Source organism: Rhizobium mayense (assembly GCF_030272705.1).
In the GTDB taxonomy this organism is placed as follows: domain Bacteria; phylum Pseudomonadota; class Alphaproteobacteria; order Rhizobiales; family Rhizobiaceae; genus Rhizobium; species Rhizobium mayense.
This window is the reverse complement of sequence record NZ_JARFYM010000004.1, coordinates 216106-231960: the sequence shown is the minus strand read 5'-3', so window position 1 is coordinate 231960 and position 15855 is coordinate 216106. Positions and strand designations below refer to the sequence as shown.

Annotated in this window: 17 protein-coding genes; 8 read left to right on the top strand and 9 right to left on the bottom strand. The window is 59.2% G+C overall.

Features of this window, described 5'->3' with window-relative positions:
- Positions 1-6: 6 nt before the first annotated feature.
- Positions 7-993 carry a chromate resistance protein ChrB domain-containing protein gene (locus PY649_RS08395; protein WP_285867798.1) on the bottom strand — a complete coding sequence of 329 codons (987 nt, stop codon included), beginning with the start codon at positions 991-993 and terminating at the stop codon, positions 7-9.
- A gap of 100 nt (positions 994-1093) precedes the next feature.
- Between PY649_RS08395 and PY649_RS08390 the strand changes: the two genes are divergently transcribed.
- Positions 1094-2065 carry a Fe-Mn family superoxide dismutase gene (locus PY649_RS08390; RefSeq protein WP_285867797.1) on the top strand — a complete coding sequence of 324 codons (972 nt, stop codon included), beginning with the start codon at positions 1094-1096 and terminating at the stop codon, positions 2063-2065.
- Positions 2062-2532, top strand: coding sequence for a chromate resistance protein ChrB domain-containing protein (locus tag PY649_RS08385; protein WP_285867796.1), 471 nt, complete (start codon positions 2062-2064; stop codon positions 2530-2532). The genes PY649_RS08390 and PY649_RS08385 overlap by 4 nt, the downstream gene beginning before the upstream one ends.
- A 78-nt stretch (positions 2533-2610) precedes the next feature.
- On the opposite strand, the gene PY649_RS35045 is transcribed toward PY649_RS08385, so the two are convergent.
- The 5 genes from PY649_RS35045 to PY649_RS08355 form a co-directional block, all read right to left on the bottom strand.
- Entirely contained in the window at positions 2611-3687 is a 1077-nt protein-coding gene (locus PY649_RS35045) for a response regulator (protein ID WP_349644417.1), read from the bottom strand.
- Between the two features lie 122 nt (positions 3688-3809).
- Positions 3810-6458, bottom strand: coding sequence for an ABC transporter permease (locus PY649_RS08370; RefSeq protein ID WP_285867795.1), 2649 nt, complete (start codon positions 6456-6458; stop codon positions 3810-3812).
- Positions 6455-7141 carry an ABC transporter ATP-binding protein gene (locus tag PY649_RS08365; protein ID WP_285867794.1) on the bottom strand — a complete coding sequence of 229 codons (687 nt, stop codon included), beginning with the start codon at positions 7139-7141 and terminating at the stop codon, positions 6455-6457. Before PY649_RS08365 ends, PY649_RS08370 begins: the two co-directional genes overlap by 4 nt.
- A complete protein-coding gene (locus PY649_RS08360) occupies positions 7131-7793 on the bottom strand; it encodes an ABC transporter ATP-binding protein (RefSeq protein WP_285867792.1) in 663 nt (220 codons plus the stop codon). Before PY649_RS08360 ends, PY649_RS08365 begins: the two co-directional genes overlap by 11 nt.
- A gap of 2 nt (positions 7794-7795) precedes the next feature.
- Positions 7796-8383: a P-loop NTPase family protein gene (locus PY649_RS08355; protein ID WP_285867790.1), complete on the bottom strand. Its 588-nt coding sequence runs from the start codon at positions 8381-8383 to the stop codon at positions 7796-7798.
- A gap of 286 nt (positions 8384-8669) precedes the next feature.
- Between PY649_RS08355 and PY649_RS08350 the strand changes: the two genes are divergently transcribed.
- Both PY649_RS08350 and PY649_RS08345 read left to right on the top strand, forming a co-directional pair.
- Positions 8670-9329 (top strand): response regulator transcription factor, encoded by a 660-nt coding sequence (locus PY649_RS08350; RefSeq protein WP_285867789.1) that lies wholly within the window; start codon positions 8670-8672, stop codon positions 9327-9329.
- Entirely contained in the window at positions 9326-10657 is a 1332-nt protein-coding gene (locus tag PY649_RS08345) for an ATP-binding protein (RefSeq protein ID WP_285867786.1), read from the top strand. The genes PY649_RS08350 and PY649_RS08345 overlap by 4 nt, the downstream gene beginning before the upstream one ends.
- A gap of 44 nt (positions 10658-10701) precedes the next feature.
- Here PY649_RS08345 and PY649_RS08340 read toward each other — a convergent pair whose 3' ends face one another.
- The 3 genes from PY649_RS08340 to PY649_RS08330 form a co-directional block, all read right to left on the bottom strand.
- On the bottom strand, positions 10702-11340 hold the full coding sequence (locus PY649_RS08340) for a DedA family protein (protein ID WP_285867785.1): 639 nt from the start codon (positions 11338-11340) through the stop codon (positions 10702-10704).
- A gap of 7 nt (positions 11341-11347) precedes the next feature.
- Complete coding sequence (locus PY649_RS08335) at positions 11348-11896, bottom strand: phosphatase PAP2 family protein (RefSeq protein ID WP_285867783.1); 549 nt, start codon at positions 11894-11896, stop codon at positions 11348-11350.
- Between the two features lie 275 nt (positions 11897-12171).
- Positions 12172-13758: an ArnT family glycosyltransferase gene (locus PY649_RS08330; protein ID WP_285867782.1), complete on the bottom strand. Its 1587-nt coding sequence runs from the start codon at positions 13756-13758 to the stop codon at positions 12172-12174.
- A gap of 143 nt (positions 13759-13901) precedes the next feature.
- Between PY649_RS08330 and PY649_RS08325 the strand changes: the two genes are divergently transcribed.
- The 4 genes from PY649_RS08325 to PY649_RS08310 all read left to right on the top strand — a co-directional run bounded on the left by PY649_RS08325 (position 13902) and on the right by PY649_RS08310 (position 15850).
- Positions 13902-14051 (top strand): hypothetical protein, encoded by a 150-nt coding sequence (locus PY649_RS08325; protein WP_285867781.1) that lies wholly within the window; start codon positions 13902-13904, stop codon positions 14049-14051.
- A gap of 119 nt (positions 14052-14170) precedes the next feature.
- Complete coding sequence (locus tag PY649_RS08320) at positions 14171-14302, top strand: hypothetical protein (protein ID WP_285867780.1); 132 nt, start codon at positions 14171-14173, stop codon at positions 14300-14302.
- A gap of 362 nt (positions 14303-14664) precedes the next feature.
- Positions 14665-15435 (top strand): SDR family NAD(P)-dependent oxidoreductase, encoded by a 771-nt coding sequence (locus tag PY649_RS08315; RefSeq protein WP_285867778.1) that lies wholly within the window; start codon positions 14665-14667, stop codon positions 15433-15435.
- A 109-nt stretch (positions 15436-15544) separates the two neighbouring features.
- Positions 15545-15850, top strand: coding sequence for a putative quinol monooxygenase (locus PY649_RS08310; protein WP_285867776.1), 306 nt, complete (start codon positions 15545-15547; stop codon positions 15848-15850).
- Positions 15851-15855 lie beyond the last annotated feature (5 nt).

The window sequence follows — 15855 nt, the reverse complement described above, 5'->3', positions numbered from 1 at the left end:
TCCGTATCAGCCACGCTTCGCGCGGAAATATTGGTAGAGATTGTCGAAGACCGGCCCGCCCTGGACGATGCGTTGTTCGTCCTGCGGATTGGCTGCACAGATTCCGGTAATCAGGCTGGCGATGCCGCTCGCCTCCTCGCGCCCGAACTTCATGTCCTTCAAATCGATGTCGTGGACGATCTCGGCAATGGCCTGCAATGCGGGATCGGCCATGCCGGCCCTGGCAATCAGGGTCTCGAAACTGCAGCATTCGCCCTCATGAGTTATCTCGCCTTCGAACATGTCGAAGCGTATTTCGCCCGGATTCGGGACGTAGCCTTTGCCCGGCACGAAGCGAATAACGGCGTCCGGATCGATGAAGCGACGGATGAGCCAACTGCAGGCGATACGATCGACATGCACACCGTTGCGGGTGACCCAGATGCGCCCTTTCAGATCAGCCGCCTTGAGCGGGGGAGTCTTCGGGTGTTCTTCAACCATGCGCGCGTCCTCTGTCAGCCTGTGCTCCAGTTCCGCAATCAAGCTCTCCGCCGAGAGCCGGCCGGTCGCTTCGAAGAAATCGATCGTGGCGACGTCGGCAAGCCGCTTGCGCAAGCGCCCGGTTTGCGCGCGGACCTCTGCCCGTTCCTCCGCTGTCGCAAGCGCCTCCAGCCGTGCTGAAAGTGTCCGTGCCTCGTTGGCGATCGCCTCGTAGTCCTCGTCGCGAGCCGCATCGAATAGTGCGTGCGCCTGAGTGTCGGAGAGGCCGTCGATCAGGCGCGCTTCGCACACCATGGCTTCACCACCGCCTTCGATGATCTCCCTGAGGAGCCATTCAAAATCTTCCTGCGTCTCGGCATTCGCTGGCAACGCATAGACCGTGCTCTTGACAGCGACGGCGCCGATGCGCTGCAGGCGGCGCCATATCTTCACCCGGAAGTAGGCTGGCTTGCTAGGCAGTTGGTGGATCAAAAGCAGCCAGCGTCGCTCCGCCGGCGTCGTATCGTCGCTCATATACACACCGTATCATCAAAACCTTAAAAAGCAACACTTGTATCATTTTATATTCCGGCGTAGCTTGAGTCTCAGTTTTGTTGGCCTGAGTGAGGGCGCCATGCACCGGATCATGCCATTACCCTTCAAGCCGCCCCGGCTCGTCGGACTCTCCGAGCGGCTTCTAGCGAGCCATTACGAGAACAATTATGGAGGCGCCGTCCGCCGCTTGCATGCGATCGAACGTCGGCTCGATGAGCTTGACTGGAGCGCGGCTTCGGTCTTCGACATCAACGGCCTGAAGCGGGAGGAACTTGTCGCGGCCAACTCCGCCATCCTCCACGAGATCTATTTCGACGGGCTTGGTGGATCAGGAGATGCGGCCGGCGATCTCGCCGAAGCACTGGAAAGCGATTTTGGCAGTGTTGCCGGCTGGCGGGCGCGTTTTACGGCTTGCGCCAAGGCGCAGGCGGGTGGCTCGGGCTGGACGCTGCTGACATGGTCAGAGCGCCATCAGCGCCTCATGATCCAATGGGCGGCGGACCACACCAACTGCCTTGCCGGCAGCGTGCCGATCCTTGCGCTCGACATGTACGAGCATGCCTATCACCTCGACTTCGGGGCCAAGGCGGGCGCCTACGTCGACGCCTTCATGAAGAACATCCACTGGGAACGCGTTGGCGACCGCTTCCACCGGGTGATCGAACGGCTGGCCGACGCCACCCCGGCCGAAACGATGGCGCGCGACCAAGACGTCGCGCCGGAGGATCTGCTCGTTTGCCTTCAGCGCCAGGACGATATCGTCGTGCTCGATGTCTGTCTGACCGAGGACTTGCCGCTGCGCAGCGACATGCTGCCGGGTGCCTTCCTCCGCGCTCCCGAGAAGATCGCTAAGTGGGCCGATGAACTGCCGCGAGAAAAGCCGATCGTCGTCTATTGTGTCTACGGCTTCCAAGTGAGCGGCGATGCCGTTGACGAGCTCCGTCGCCGCGGCCTGAACGCACGCGCGCTTTCCGGCGGAATTGCCGCCTGGCATGCGAACGGCGGACCGACGGTGCCGTTCACAACTACCGAGAGGAGAATCTCATCATGAAGTGGGTTACTCGCGAACGTCCGGTCATCGACCGCATTGCCTGCCCCTGGCTCGTCGCACGGTTCATCGACAAGGAGCCGGAATTCCTCTTCGCGCCGCCGGACCAGGTGATCAAGGTGGCGGAGGAGACCGGAGCCATCCCCTACGATGTTCCTGGCGTCGAATACACCCATGTGGGCGAGGGCTGCAGCTTCGACGCCTTCGTCTCAAAACATGGCCTCGACACCGACGCGGCAATCGTGACCATCGCCGCCATCGTTCGTGGCGCGGATACGGACCGGCACGACCTCACACCGCAATCTGCCGGGCTGCTTGCGATCTCCATGGGGCTTCGGGATGTGACGCCTGATGACCAGGAGGTGCTTAAGCATGGCTTCGTCATCTACGACGCGCTTTATGCCTGGGCTTCGCGGCGCAAGACGGAGACGCATAGCTGGCCACCTGCAATGAAGCCCACGGCCGCGTGAGCTCGACTTTACTCACAGGTTGAACAGGGCAGGATTACCGATGTCGATACGCCGCCGCACGCGAGCGGGGTAGGGCATCTACTGGACGCGGCTGAAATGTTTCTCCAAATTCTGCAGGCTTTCGTCCATTGCGAATGCGCCCGACAGATAGGGAATTCCGACGTGGCCATAGACGATGGAAAGCTGGCGTTCAGCCGTTTTCTGGTCGATACCGGCGATTTGCTGGCTGTAGATAACGGCAACAAGACCGGTTCTGTCCGCTCCTGCTTGACAATGTATGAGGATAGGCTTTGGCGCAGAACGCAGAATGCTGACCAGTTGATCGGCCCTGTCCGCCGTCAATATTTGGGATGCGGACATCTTGAAGTCGATATGCTCGACGCCCAAACGTCGTGCCGCGTCGATTTCTTGATCGTACCAAGTCCGATTTTTGTTCTCGCCGCGCAAATTGACGATCGTGCGGATGCCGTTGTCGCGCACGTAAGTCTCGAGCTGTCTCGGCGTGAGCTGAGCGGAGCGATAGAGCTCTCCGGGGATCACGGGGTGAAAATTGTCACCCAGGTTCACCGCGGCGAGGTATGTGCCGATCCCCAGGACTGGCAGGGCAAGCATTGCCGCCAAAGCGCCTGCGAGTTTCATCTTGCGTGATCGCGTCGATAGCCACCTCACCATTGCCACTTTTCCTTCCCCCCTCTGCGGAGCATCAGCATCTCCCGACAACACGGGACGGTCCCCAATCGCATCCCCCGATCGGTTCGGGACAACGCTCGTCCCCGAGACGCGGCCGGGAGCGCTGAGCACATTTCTGATGCGCGCACTCAGCGTGCTGAGGCTGAACGGCTTGACAAGACAATCGGCCGCGCCGAGCTGGAGGCTTCTTTGCCTGTCGGTAACTTGATCGTCTGCGGAGATGATGATCGCGGGCGTGGCGGGCGATCGCGCCGATAAAAGTGTCAGCAGCTCCAAGCCGCTGCCGTCCGGCAGACCGGGGTCGAGAAGGATCAAGGAATAACAGGCTGTGTCCAGCGCCCGCTTCGCCGCTTGCAGGTCGACCACCCAATCGACATCCCAGCCGTCGGCCGCGACATGATCGCGTAACGCATCCCCCAAGATCGCGTCATCCTCAACGAGCAATATTCGCACGGTCGCCCCCATATTCGGACCTGCACGACAGATGCTATGAAATGCTGACACACGCCTGAATTGGATATCAGAAAATAACTAAAATGCTGGTTTAGTGATTCCCCATGCGCGTAGTCAGCACCAAGTGACGAGCGTTAGATATCACGCATATAATCCGCAGTCTCTCCCCAGTCGTCGATCTTCATTGAAAAGATCGCTGCGGCAATCGAAGCGAGTAGCAAGACGATTACCAGCGCAAGATAGACAAATGGAATTGACAGCGTGTCGGGCGGCGGATCGAAGACACCGGTCAACAGCTTGACTAGCATCCAGGCCAGCAGGACACCGGACGATAGGCCGAAGACGAGGCCGCCGGTGGCGATCAAAATACCTTCGCCCCACAAAAACGCAGCCATCTGTCCTGGCTTGGCGCCGATGGCAATGAGAATTGCAAAGTCACGGCGCCGGTCAGCAAAACCCAGCCACAACATCAGGCCCGCAGCCGAAATGGCGAGACCGAAGGCGAATGTGAGCTCGATCGCCGTCAGCCCCGAAAGGTCCACGGCGGTAAGGCTGGATCCGATGATATTGGCGGCGGAGCCGATGTCCTTGATCTGAAGCGCTGGATCGCCGGACAAAATACGGCTGACCGTGCGCGCCAGCGCCGCCGGATCGGCCGCAGCCTTTATCAACAGATATTCATTTGTCTTTATACCGGTCATCCTTGCGACATAGGCGGCGTTGGCGATCAAAAAGGAATCTCTTGGTGCCGTGGGGAATTCGCGGGCGACACCCAGAAACACAAATGGAACGGCGTGATATTGGTTGTCCGCGCCGTTGACCAGCCGCAGATTGATGGTGTCGCCGATTTTCAGTTGGAAGTCCTGTACTGTTTCCTCCGAAACGAGGACACCGTTCGGGGTCGCCGTTAGATCGGCAAGCAATTTGGCGGCTGTTCCACCGGAGAAATAAGCGTCCGAGAGACTGGTGGCCTTGCCGATCGCCGTCGGATCGATGCCATAAAGGTCCTGCAGATCGTTTCCGACATAAGCGAAGCGATGTTGCATCGGCTGAATTCCCTCGACGCCGGGCAGGGCCGCCAGCGCATCGCGTTTTTCACCGGCAGGATTGGCCGTTGTTCCAAAAACGGTAACATCGGCACCGTTGGTCAATTCAGCATCGACCAGCGCCTGTGCGTTATAGGTCGTGTTGAAAATCGCAGTCGACGTCGCGAAGGAGATGGCGAGCGCTGTCATGGCAATGCCGACGGCAATGCGACCGGATTGATGCGAAAGCGCAGCCGAGACAATGGGCGTCAACCGTCCGGCTACCGGGCCGACCAGCCAATTCAGCATCTTGCCATTGCTGACAATGATAAGGCCGGAAAGCCTGAGCATCAGCAATGCCGAACCGATCCAAAAAAGCGCCGGCGCGACGAAGGCGTAGTAATCGACAGCGGTTGCCGCCACGCCCTCGGGCGCAAGCACGATCTGATATCCGGTGCTCGCCGATTGAAGGAAGAACAGAAGCGACGCGGCCAGCAACATGATATCGAGCCAAAGCCAATGCCAAGACGAACTCTCAAGTCTGCGGATGGTGCGCCTAGCGACATGCACGCTCCGATAACGCGCATTGCGCCATGCGGCGGCAAGAAAGGCTGCGAGGGAGAGTGTCAATCCCATCAACAGGCTCAAAGCCAGCAGGGTAGTGCGGAGCCGTGTCTCGGTGCCGAATTCCCAGCTTGCGAACAGCATCGCGGCGATTAGCCCGGCGGCGGTGCCGATCATCGCGACCACAATCGCCTCCGCCGCGGACAAGGCCAGGATGTGGCGCATGTCCGCGCCACGCATCCTCAACAAGGCCTGCTCCATTCGACGTTGGCCACCGCCCGCCGATGCAATCGCAAAGGTCAAAAGACACGCCAATGCGACCCCCGGCAGGCCGAGAAAGACGAACAGCACGGTCGCATAAAGGGAATCGCCCCTGACAGCGTCGAGGCGTGCGGCGAGGTTATTGGCAAGCAATGCCTGTCCCGCGATGCGCGCTTCCAGATTTTTGCCGGCACCGTTGACCTGCGCCCAGGCATCGACGGGACCTGCCGGCAAAGAAGTATGATCAAGGCGAACATGAAATTGCGTGCGTGTCGTATCCGGTCGCTCAGCCTGCTGCGGTCCGAACAGGGCCTGCCAGGTCTCCGATGGCAATATCACCACATTGTCCGGCGGCGCTTGCGGCGCCGCTTGCGGTGGCAAACCGACTGCCTGAAACAGCGCGTCGGCGTCTGGAAGATCGACGACGCCGTCAACTTTCACGGTCTGGGGCGGCAAACCGATCCCCGCAATGGAGATCGTGTCGCCGGGAACGATAGCGAGATTGGCCGCCGTCTGCTGCGCCACTAGAATACCGTCGGCGCGACCCGAGAGCAGGCGCATCTCCTTGGGAAAGTCCTTGAGATAGCCTTTGTCGAAGGCGATGGCCTTGCCCGGGCCGGTTGTTTGCACGGTGCCGTGCGCGCTTGCCTCCAGACCGCCGATCACCGCATAAGACACTTGCCGCTCAGCCGAGATTGGCGCGGCCTTACCGATCGCATCGCTTACCGTCGCAAGGTCTGCGCCTGGCGAAACCTCCACCTGCCAATCTATCGGCACGGCCGAGACGGAGCGGCGCGTCATGGACGCGCTGCTATCGGTCAGGAATAGGAAGAGCAGGGTGATCAGCGCCACGGTGATGGCGACCCCCATTGCCGTGCCGGTGATCCGAGCGAAGCGGCGTCGCAGCAATGCTTTTAACCAAAGCCTGATCATTGGTGCGCCTCCCGCGGCAGGACATCGGTGCTCAACCGTCCCGCATCCAGCGACCACCTGATATGAAGCCGCGCCGCAACCGCCTCGTCATGGGTTGCCAACACAAAAGCAGCACCGCTTTCGCCAACGAGATAGAGCGCGATGTCCAGCAGGTGGTGGGCGCCCGCACTGTCCAATTGACCCGTTGGTTCATCCGCCAAAATTAGCCGCGGCTTGGTGATAAGCGCTCGCGCCATCGCGACGCGTTGGGCCTGGCCGCCGGAAATCTCTTCTGGAAGTTTCTCGGCAAGATCAAGCAGGCCGAATTGATCAAGAAGATCCAGCGCCGCGGCTACGGCATCGCCGCGCCCATCCAGCAGGAGAACCGGCAACGCCACGTTCTGGACAACGGACAGAGCGGGAAACAGGCTCGGTCTCTGAAATACAAAGGCCACCTTTGCGGGACGAAGCGTTTCGCGCTGCCCCAGAGCAGGCCAAGCTACGGTGCCGGTCGTTGGCACATCCAAGCCGCCGAGAATATGCAGTAAGGTGGTTTTTCCGCTACCGGACACGCCGACAAGCGCAATGTGGTCGCGCGCGTCGATATGGCAGTTTATGTCGAAGAGGACCGGCAGGCGCGCCCGGTTGCCATCCGCGAAACTGCGGCAAAGGCCGTGTGTCTCGGCGAGCGGATCACCCATCATCGAGCCTTCCATCCCTTAATAGAAGAATCCGATCCGCCTTGGCCGCTAATGCCGCACTATGCGTGGCCAACAGCGTTGTCTTGCCGGCCGTTCGCCGCGCGTCGAAATGGACCATCAAACTCGCCTCGGCATGCCGGTCGATCTCAGCGGTCGGTTCGTCAGCGACCAGAATGGGAGGATCGGCGGCAAGCGCGACCGCCAGGCCCGCACGGGCCGTCTCGCCGCCGGAGAGCGTCGCCGGATAGGCCGTGGCACGATGTAAGAGGCCGACAAGCTTCAGCAATTCAGCAATCCGCTCCTCATCCGTTCTGCCCCTCAGAAGCATCGGGAGCCTGATATTTTCTGCGACAGTAAGGTGACGGAGAAGGTTGTTCGACTGCTGCAGGATGCCAAAGCTCTCTGCCCGAATGGCCGCTCGACGTGCTTCGGAGCGGCGTGTCACGCGCCGACCGCAAGCAATCACATAACCGCCATCCGGCTCGTCAAGTCCCGTTAGGCATGACAGCAAGGTCGACTTGCCACTTCCCGACGGGCCAACGACGGCAACCAATTCACCTTCGGCAAGAGTGAGGCTCACACCACGCAGGGCAGCAATCTCATCATCGCCGATGTGAAAGAATCGATAGAGCTCGTGCGCCTCCAAGACGTTCATGATCAATGCCACTGAAACGATTCCGACATCAGCTTCCATTGGTCGGCATTGTCGGCGCCGAGCGGCGCGTAAAGCTCCAACGCAACCAGTTTGCCGTTCCTGAAGAAGAGAAAGCGCTGGTTTTCAAGGCGAACCTGCTTGTTCGTCACTGCGTTGGGTTCTGAATTCGAGGTGTAATTGATGCGGATGGCGTTGCCTGCCGGCAATTTCACGGCTTTGACGCTACCAATGCTGACAGTCCGCGCTTCTTTCTCCAGTCCGGGAATATAATCCTTCCGAATTCCCTCTGCGGTCGGCGCATTGGCCATGTCGGACTGTTTGACGATGACCCCGTCAAGCTTGTCGATAAAACTTGCGCCATTCGCGAGGTCGGTGCGCGCCCAGCCCTCCGGCACCTTCAGCGAAAAGCCGAGCGGTGAGACGTAGCTGATGAAAACCTGATTGTCCGGTATGTCGCCGGGCGGATTTTTCTCCGCTGCTGCCGGTGCTTCGGCGGCGAGCGCGCCTTGATCGATCGCCGGCAATAGCGCCGGCGACGACAACAGCATAGCCGATACCAGCGCCGCCCTATAGAACTCTGTTGAAGGCATGAGATATCTCCTCCCAACACATGGTCGCCGATAAGTGATTTTGACACGACAGACTTACCCATGTTTCGCTGGGGTCTTACGCTTTTGTAAGCTCGAGGCTGGGTGCGAACGGGCGGACAATGCGTCCACTATTGTCTATGTTGCGGCTGACCGTAAGAATCAAATGGAGAGACTGAAACCGAATGATGCTAGCGATAAGTGCCCGAGCAATTGGACCGCAGCGTGTGCCCTAAGTTCCCCTTAATTATTCGATCATATCGCAACGCAAGGGCTCGGCGGGAGAGGTATGCGTATTCTTCTTATTGAAGACGATCCGATGGTTGGCCGCAGCCTGAGCCAGGCCCTGGCGGATGCCGGCATGAGTGTGGATTGGGTTGCCGATGGCCGTGCTGGCGAAGAGGCATTGTTGGCCGGCGGCCATGCGGTCGCCCTTTTGGATCTTGGTCTGCCCGGTTCCGACGGTATCAGTGTTTTGGAGAACGTCCGCCGCCACGGCATAGGCACACCGATTGTCGTGATCACGGCGCGTGACGATCTCGACACCCGCGTCAAGGGACTGGACTCGGGCGGTGATGATTTTGTGGTGAAGCCTTTCGAAGTGCCGGAAATTCTCGCGCGCATCCGTGCCGTCCTGCGCCGTCACGCCGGCCACGCGACGTCCCGCATCGGCACATCCGAGATTGTGCTCGACCTGGCCTCGCACGAGCTGAGTTATCGTGGGCAGACGGAAATGCTGCCAGCGCGCGAATTTGCGCTCATGCGGGCGCTCGCGGAGCGCCCCGGTACGATCTTGTCGCGATCGCAGATCGAAGATCGTGTGTACGGTTGGGGCCAAGAGGTTGAGAGCAATGCCGTCGACGTCCTGATTCACTATATCCGGCGTCGTTTCGGCAAGGACATTATCCGCAATGTTCGTGGTGCCGGCTGGCTGGTGATGAAATCGTGATCTCGCTGCGCTGGGCCACGACATTGATATTGGCGGCCGTTTTTTCCGTCCTGGCGGTGCTCGGCGGAGCCGCCTCCTATATCGTCGCACGCAAGGAAGGCAACGAATTCCTGGACCTGCAGCAGCGCCAGATCGCCCGCTATGTTGGCGATCTCACTTTCGTCGCGCCTGGCGAGGTCTCCTTGCCTCCCCACGATACAGAGGACGATTATGTCATCGAGGTAAGCTACACGGACGGCCGACCACAGCGCAGCTCCAATGAAGCGATTGTCATTCCCGATCAGCCGTCCACCGGGTTTTCGGAGTTTGACAACGCTATCGGCCACTGGCGCGTATTTTCGCTCGTGACGCCGGAGCGGACAGTGCAAGTAGCCCAGCAAACCTTTGTCAGGAAGGAGATAGCGGCCGATGCTGCCGTTCGCGCCATCCTGCCCTTTGTCGTCGCTATTCCGGTTTCATGGTTGGTCGTCACACTCGTTGTCGGGCGTACATTTCGCCGACTGGAGCGACTGGCCGATGATATTGCGGGGCGCGAAGCGACGGATCAGTCGCCGATCGAAATGGCGAAAGTCCCCCGCGAAATCCTGCCGCTCATCACGGCCATCAACGACCTCCTGTCTCGCCTGAAACGCGCAATGGCGCGCCAAAGGGAATTTCTCTCGGACGCTGCCCACGAGCTCAGGACACCGCTTACGGCTCTGACTATCCAGATCGGCAATATCAGGCAGGCGGAAAACAATTCCGAGCTCGATGCACGATTGGCCGAATTGCAGGCCGGCGCCAGACGCGCTTCGGCGCTCGCATCGCAGCTCCTGCGGATGGCGCGCTATGAAAGCATGGACGCGCCGACAGAACGTGAAGCGATCCGCCTGGACGAATTGACGATGGATGTCGTGTCAGGCCTGATCCCGCTCGCCGATCAACGGGGCGTCGATCTCGGCTTCGGCGCGATGACGACGGCCAATGTGACCGGCTCGAACGCCGACCTGCGCGCCTTGCTGGAGATCCTTATCGACAATGCCGTCCGATATACGCCGTCAGGCGGGATCGTCGATGTCGCCATCGCCGAACGTGCCGGCCGCATCGAACTTTCCGTCAGCGACAGCGGGCCCGGCGTTCCAGACGACATGTTGCCGCGACTCACCGAGCGCTTTTTCCGCGCCCACCAATCGAATGAAGAGGGCAGCGGGCTCGGACTTGCGATCGCCCGAACGATCGCACAGCGCCACGATCTGGATCTTCGGCTGTCGAACCGCAAGGATTGTCAGGGATTCAGCGCGATCCTGTCATTCCCGCCATCGCCGGACCCTGCCGGCTCTTCCGCCTAATCCAGATAGATCGCGATATCCAACTCTCGACATGAAGCCGGCAGTCAGGGATCGCCAAGCGCCGCCTTCGCCCGTTTTTCCAATTCCTTTTCGTGGTGGCGGAAGAACACCATGCCAGCGACGACGAATCCAATAGCAATCACGAAAAGCAACAGGCCGATCGGCCCCTTCACGTGTTCAACCTGGTTGCCGAACAGATAGGCCGCGCCACCGAAGACAATTGCCCAGCACACGCCGCCGCACGCATTCATCAATAGGAAATACCACCAGCGCATGCGGTTTGCGCCTGCAAGGAGAGCGGCGAAAGTACGGAGCAGGGCAATAAATCGCCCGAAAAAGACAACCTTGCCGCCGTGCCTCATGAAGAAATATTGGCCGATTTTGAGCCTGTCGCTGCTCAAATGAAAGCGGTCGCCGTAACGCAATATCAATCGAAGACCAATCGATCGGCCCAGTAGGTAGCCGATATTGTCGCCGATGATGGCAGCTATGCTTGTCGTAGCCACGACCGCCTGCAGACTGATCATATGAGTCGAACCGGCATAGAGCGCCGTTGTCACCAAGGCAGTCTCCCCCGGGAGCGGCACTCCCATGCTTTCCGCCATGACAAGCGCGAACAGGACCCAAAGGCCATAGACCTGGATCAAGTCATGGATGCGTTCTGGGGAAACAATGTCAAACAAGCGTTTCCTACAATATTCCGGTGATGAAGCGATCGATCCGGGTATCTTCGCGATATATTGCCCGAACCGCAATGACCGCGATCAAAGCCGTCACCGCGCCGCCCACGACATCGCTGATGTAGTGTGTTCCGACATATACCCGCGAAATAGTCACGATCAGAGCCGCCGCGAGGAAGATATATCCGCGGCGCATCCCGTAAAGCAGGAAGGTCGACGCGATTGCGAAGGTGGCAGTCGCGTGATCGGACGGGAACGAGAAATCGGCGCTCCTGGAGATAAGGAGATGAGTGAGGCCGTTTTCGTAGGGACGCATTCGGTGAATGAACAGCAACACGATCTGGTTGATCGCGAGGCCTAACAGAAAAGCTATTCCAGACGCTACAAGAACGTGGCGCGTATGCCTTTTGTCAGCCTGCAGCCACCATTGGCCGGCAACTCCCAGTATCATCAAGGGCACGCCGACGGCCGAAACCCAAATCATCGCCGCATCCAGCACCGCGCTTTGACCCGACCAGGCATTAATCCACTGCGTTGCGGCAACATCGAAATCATACATACAAAAGTTCCTGTTCCAACGATCATGGCGAAACGGGCAAAACGATACCCCTTCGCCATTGCTGGCGATGGTCTGACGTGGGTCAGACGTTTCGGGCCGAAACTAAACCGCAAAAATTAGGACGGAATTAGGCCGCCAAAGACGACGAATTGATCCAGATCAGGGGCCGGAAACACCAGCAATGGCGCGCCGTTGATCAGGATGGTTGCGTTCTCCATCCATGCAGAATGCCGGTCATGTGGCGTCATCCTAACCGGCGGATCCATCGTTACCGGTTACAAGACGCATCCGGTACTGAAGATATCCTGAGGCGCTTGCTTAATTTTGAAGATCGTGTAGCGCTCCAGCACGCGTTTGCCGGCCCGACGCGCAACTTCGCCGACAGGCTCCATCTGTGGCAGGCAGCTTCTGAGCCGCTCAAGTATTCCACTGGCGGAGGGAATGACCAGGAGGCCCGGTTGTTCAACGAGTTTCGGATCGACGGTTTCGAAGGAATAGCGTGTCCGGCTGATAATTTCCTGCACATGTTGCGGATCATCCGTGTTGAAAGCAAGCTCGCCCGTCACGCCATAATCGATCGTTCCGACCCACCCTGCACCACGGAGCAGCTTGTAGTGTGCGATGTCCGTCGACAGTTCATTCCAACCGATGAGTTTGTCCGCCGGCGACGAAAAAGATGCCTGCTGTCCGAGCGGCGAAGCGAAATAATAAAAAGTAGCAGCGATCAGACCTATACCGGCGGGCGCGGCCCATTTCGTCATGCGGCTCAGGTGGCGTGAACCGGCGCAATGCCGCGCCGCCTCAGCGGACATAATCGCCATTGTCGGGTAGACAGGCACCGGCCAATTGCCCTGGACGCGACTGTGGAACGAATGAAGCAACATGTAGATGAGCAGGGGTGCCGATAGCACAAGCAGAAATGCGGTCGATGAGAAGTCGCCGGCGCGCCGCTGTTTCCAGACGGTAGTGACGGCGATGGCGGCGAAGATAACGATTGCCGGATTGGCAAGCCCGAACTGCCCAGCCAGGAACTCCAGCGTATGCCAGGAGGGCGGCTGCCCATTGTCGATGCGGCCGAACTGCTTGGCAAACGACACCCAATGGTGTTCGAAATTCCAGACGATGGTGGGCGAGAAGACCGCAAGAGCGATCGCGCCTCCAATGAACATGTAAGGGCCATAGAGACGTTTGCGCGCTTCGGAATCCAGGATCATCCAGACAAGGATGCCAAGGCCGAGAAACAGATTGGTGTATTTGGACAGACAACCGAGACCCGCCAGCAAGCCGACAAGCAACCATATGCGCCTGTCTCCGCTACGGCGCAGCCACACCAAGGCCCATACCGTCAACGTCCAGAATAGCATCGACGGCGCATCAGGCGTAGCGAACAGTGTTGCAAAACCAACCAGCGGCATCGCATTTAGCCACACCCCTGCTCTTACGGCGACCCGGCGATCACGATAGAGCTCCCATGAAATAGCGATGGTGGCCCCCGAAGCGATCAATACGGACAGGATGGGAAACAGGCGAACGCCGAGAGAGTTATCACCGAGAAGCTGCGTCGAGAGCCAAATCCACCAGGCGATCATCGGCGCATGGTCATGGTAGCCAGCCGACGGCACCCGGGACCAAAGCCAATAGTAGGCCTCGTCAGGATGAAGGCCGATCTGCGCGAGCACGCCGAACCTGTAGAGCGTCAACGCCGCCAATAGCAGGATGGCAACTTTCCACGGATTGATTGACTGCACCTCGGCTTCGGCGCGCGGTGCGTTATCCACGGGGAGTGCAGTCTCAACGCCCGGCGCGATCTGCTGGTTACTGTTGGACACGGCTGCCAGGAAGGCGATTTGTCGGGGATGCATGATCAATCCAATCGAAGCCGCCCGCACTATCGGTCTGAATCTTTGCGAGGTCCTGATCGGAAGCTTACAATTCCGTAAAGCATTCGGACGATGATAGACGAGCCGCTCCGAGTAGCCGTGTCGACCGCGCCAGCCCCTAGGCCGTGGTCAATTCGCCGGAATATGCTCAGGTCAGCGACAGCGCCGGCTTCGTGCCCGGGGTGACATCGCCCAAAGAGACGACGGACCTGATGCAGCACGAAGTCGATCAGTGGAATCAGATCGCCGCCAAACAGAACATCCACGTGAAATGAGGTCCCTATCCCATGACAGTTGAATCGGAACTCCGCGAAGCCGAAGGTGCGCTTCATGCCGCGATGGTGCCCAAGGACACCGCCACCCTTGAGGCCAGCTCCATGAGGACCTTATCGTCGTGCAATCGACGGCGCTGGTGGAGGATCCTCCGACCTATCTCGCGAGCGTCGCGGCCAATCGCTATCGCTATGAAAGTATTGTGCCGCGGCCCGGCGGCCTCATCCAGGTCTTCGGCGATTTCGCCTTATGAGCGGCGAGGTCGATATGAACACGACCCTGCATGTGCAGGTCGTGTTCGGCTGGGTGTGAAAGGATGGTCGGTGGCAGCTCGTACTCCGGCATGCGGCTCGTATCCCGTAGCCTCGATCGCGACCGGCTTCTATTGAGTTCCGCCGGCGCCAGTGCCTTGTTTCAAAATCCCTCCGTCTTCAGGCTTTTGACGGCTTGGCAAACGCCTGGCCTCGCAAACCCGCGGAGGCTACGGACGAGTCTCTTGCGTACGCCGAGGCTGCCAGGTCCAAAGCCGGAAGTCCGGAATGGATAATTATTCTCTTCTCGGCTCGATAATTATTCGTAGCATGCCTTCCGTTAAATGGTCGGGAGGAGGCCAAGATGGACTCGAGACTTTGCATTCTCACTGGCGCTGCCGGTGAGGTCGGTCGGGCAACGGCGCGAAGATTCGCCGAAAGCGGCTGGTCGTTGATCCTCTGTGACAGGACCGACGATGTCGAGAAGTTGGCGGACGGCCTTTCGGCCGAATTCGGACCCCGGTGCATCGGAATTCGGATGGATTTGACCAGGGATGATGAGGTCGATGCCGTAGCCAGGAAGGCCGCGGACACGGGAATCCCGTTGCGCTTTCTCGGACTGATCGCCGCGATCAATCATCCTGCCGTCAGCATAGAACAGATGGATATGAGCGTTTGGGATAAGGTCCAGAACGTCAATCTGCGGGCAAACGTCAAATTCATCAGCGCCTGCGTGCCGTTGCTGCGGAAATCCGGAAACGCGTCCATCGCGACTGTTTCGAGCTTCTGGGGGCGAGAGGGGCATGCGTATTTCAGCCCCTATTGCGCCTCGAAGGCGGCCCTTATTTCCCTGACGCAAAGCGTTGCGGCCGAGCTGGCGCCCGATATCAGGGTCAATTGCGTGGCGCCCGGGAACATCAACACCCCGATGCATTTCAATGCGCTCGCCGTCGAGGCTGCGCAACGCGGCATCACTCCAGACGAAATGCGCTCCATCGAATGGGGCAAGATCCCGATGCGGCGGCCGGCGGAAACAGCGGAAATTGCCTCCGCCATCCATTTCCTCTCCACGGAGGATTCCAGCTATTTTGTTGGCGCCACTCTCGACGTCAACGGCGGCTGCCGATTCACCTAAAGCAATTTCAGGAAAATTGCAAAGAATCAAAAGGATAGAGCGGTTTTGAGATTCCGTGAAATGCTGAACCGCTCTATTGGCACACCCATCCAAGGAGGAAAACGCGCAAATGTCGGATCAGGTAACGGTGATGGCACATCTGGTGGCTCGGCCCGAAAAGATCGATGAGACGAAGGCATTTCTGATGTCGTTGATAGTGCGGACCCGGGCGGAGAACGGATGCGTCGATTACGACCTGCACCAAAGCGACGACAATCCGGCGCAGTTTTCGTTTTATGAGAATTGGACCAGCCAGGCAGCCTTGGACAGGCATATGGAGACGCCATATCTGAAGGAGTTGGTCGCACGAAAGGACGAGTTGCTCGCCCTTGATCCGGACGTTCGGCTTATGACCATGCTCTCCAAGCGGAAATAATAGGT

Excerpts from the sequence above, each read along its gene's own strand:
- PY649_RS08395 (WP_285867798.1), bottom strand. The coding sequence starts at position 993 with ATGAGCGACGATACGACGCCGGCGGAGCGACGCTGGCTGCTTTTGATC.
- PY649_RS08390 (WP_285867797.1), top strand. The coding sequence starts at position 1,094 with ATGCACCGGATCATGCCATTACCCTTCAAGCCGCCCCGGCTCGTCGGA.
- PY649_RS08385 (WP_285867796.1), top strand. The coding sequence starts at position 2,062 with ATGAAGTGGGTTACTCGCGAACGTCCGGTCATCGACCGCATTGCCTGC.
- PY649_RS35045 (WP_349644417.1), bottom strand. The coding sequence starts at position 3,687 with ATGGGGGCGACCGTGCGAATATTGCTCGTTGAGGATGACGCGATCTTG.
- PY649_RS08370 (WP_285867795.1), bottom strand. The coding sequence starts at position 6,458 with ATGATCAGGCTTTGGTTAAAAGCATTGCTGCGACGCCGCTTCGCTCGG.
- PY649_RS08365 (WP_285867794.1), bottom strand. The coding sequence starts at position 7,141 with ATGATGGGTGATCCGCTCGCCGAGACACACGGCCTTTGCCGCAGTTTC.
- PY649_RS08360 (WP_285867792.1), bottom strand. The coding sequence starts at position 7,793 with ATGAACGTCTTGGAGGCGCACGAGCTCTATCGATTCTTTCACATCGGC.
- PY649_RS08355 (WP_285867790.1), bottom strand. The coding sequence starts at position 8,383 with ATGCCTTCAACAGAGTTCTATAGGGCGGCGCTGGTATCGGCTATGCTG.
- PY649_RS08350 (WP_285867789.1), top strand. The coding sequence starts at position 8,670 with ATGCGTATTCTTCTTATTGAAGACGATCCGATGGTTGGCCGCAGCCTG.
- PY649_RS08335 (WP_285867783.1), bottom strand. The coding sequence starts at position 11,896 with ATGTATGATTTCGATGTTGCCGCAACGCAGTGGATTAATGCCTGGTCG.
- PY649_RS08330 (WP_285867782.1), bottom strand. The coding sequence starts at position 13,758 with ATGCATCCCCGACAAATCGCCTTCCTGGCAGCCGTGTCCAACAGTAAC.
- PY649_RS08315 (WP_285867778.1), top strand. The coding sequence starts at position 14,665 with ATGGACTCGAGACTTTGCATTCTCACTGGCGCTGCCGGTGAGGTCGGT.
- PY649_RS08310 (WP_285867776.1), top strand. The coding sequence starts at position 15,545 with ATGTCGGATCAGGTAACGGTGATGGCACATCTGGTGGCTCGGCCCGAA.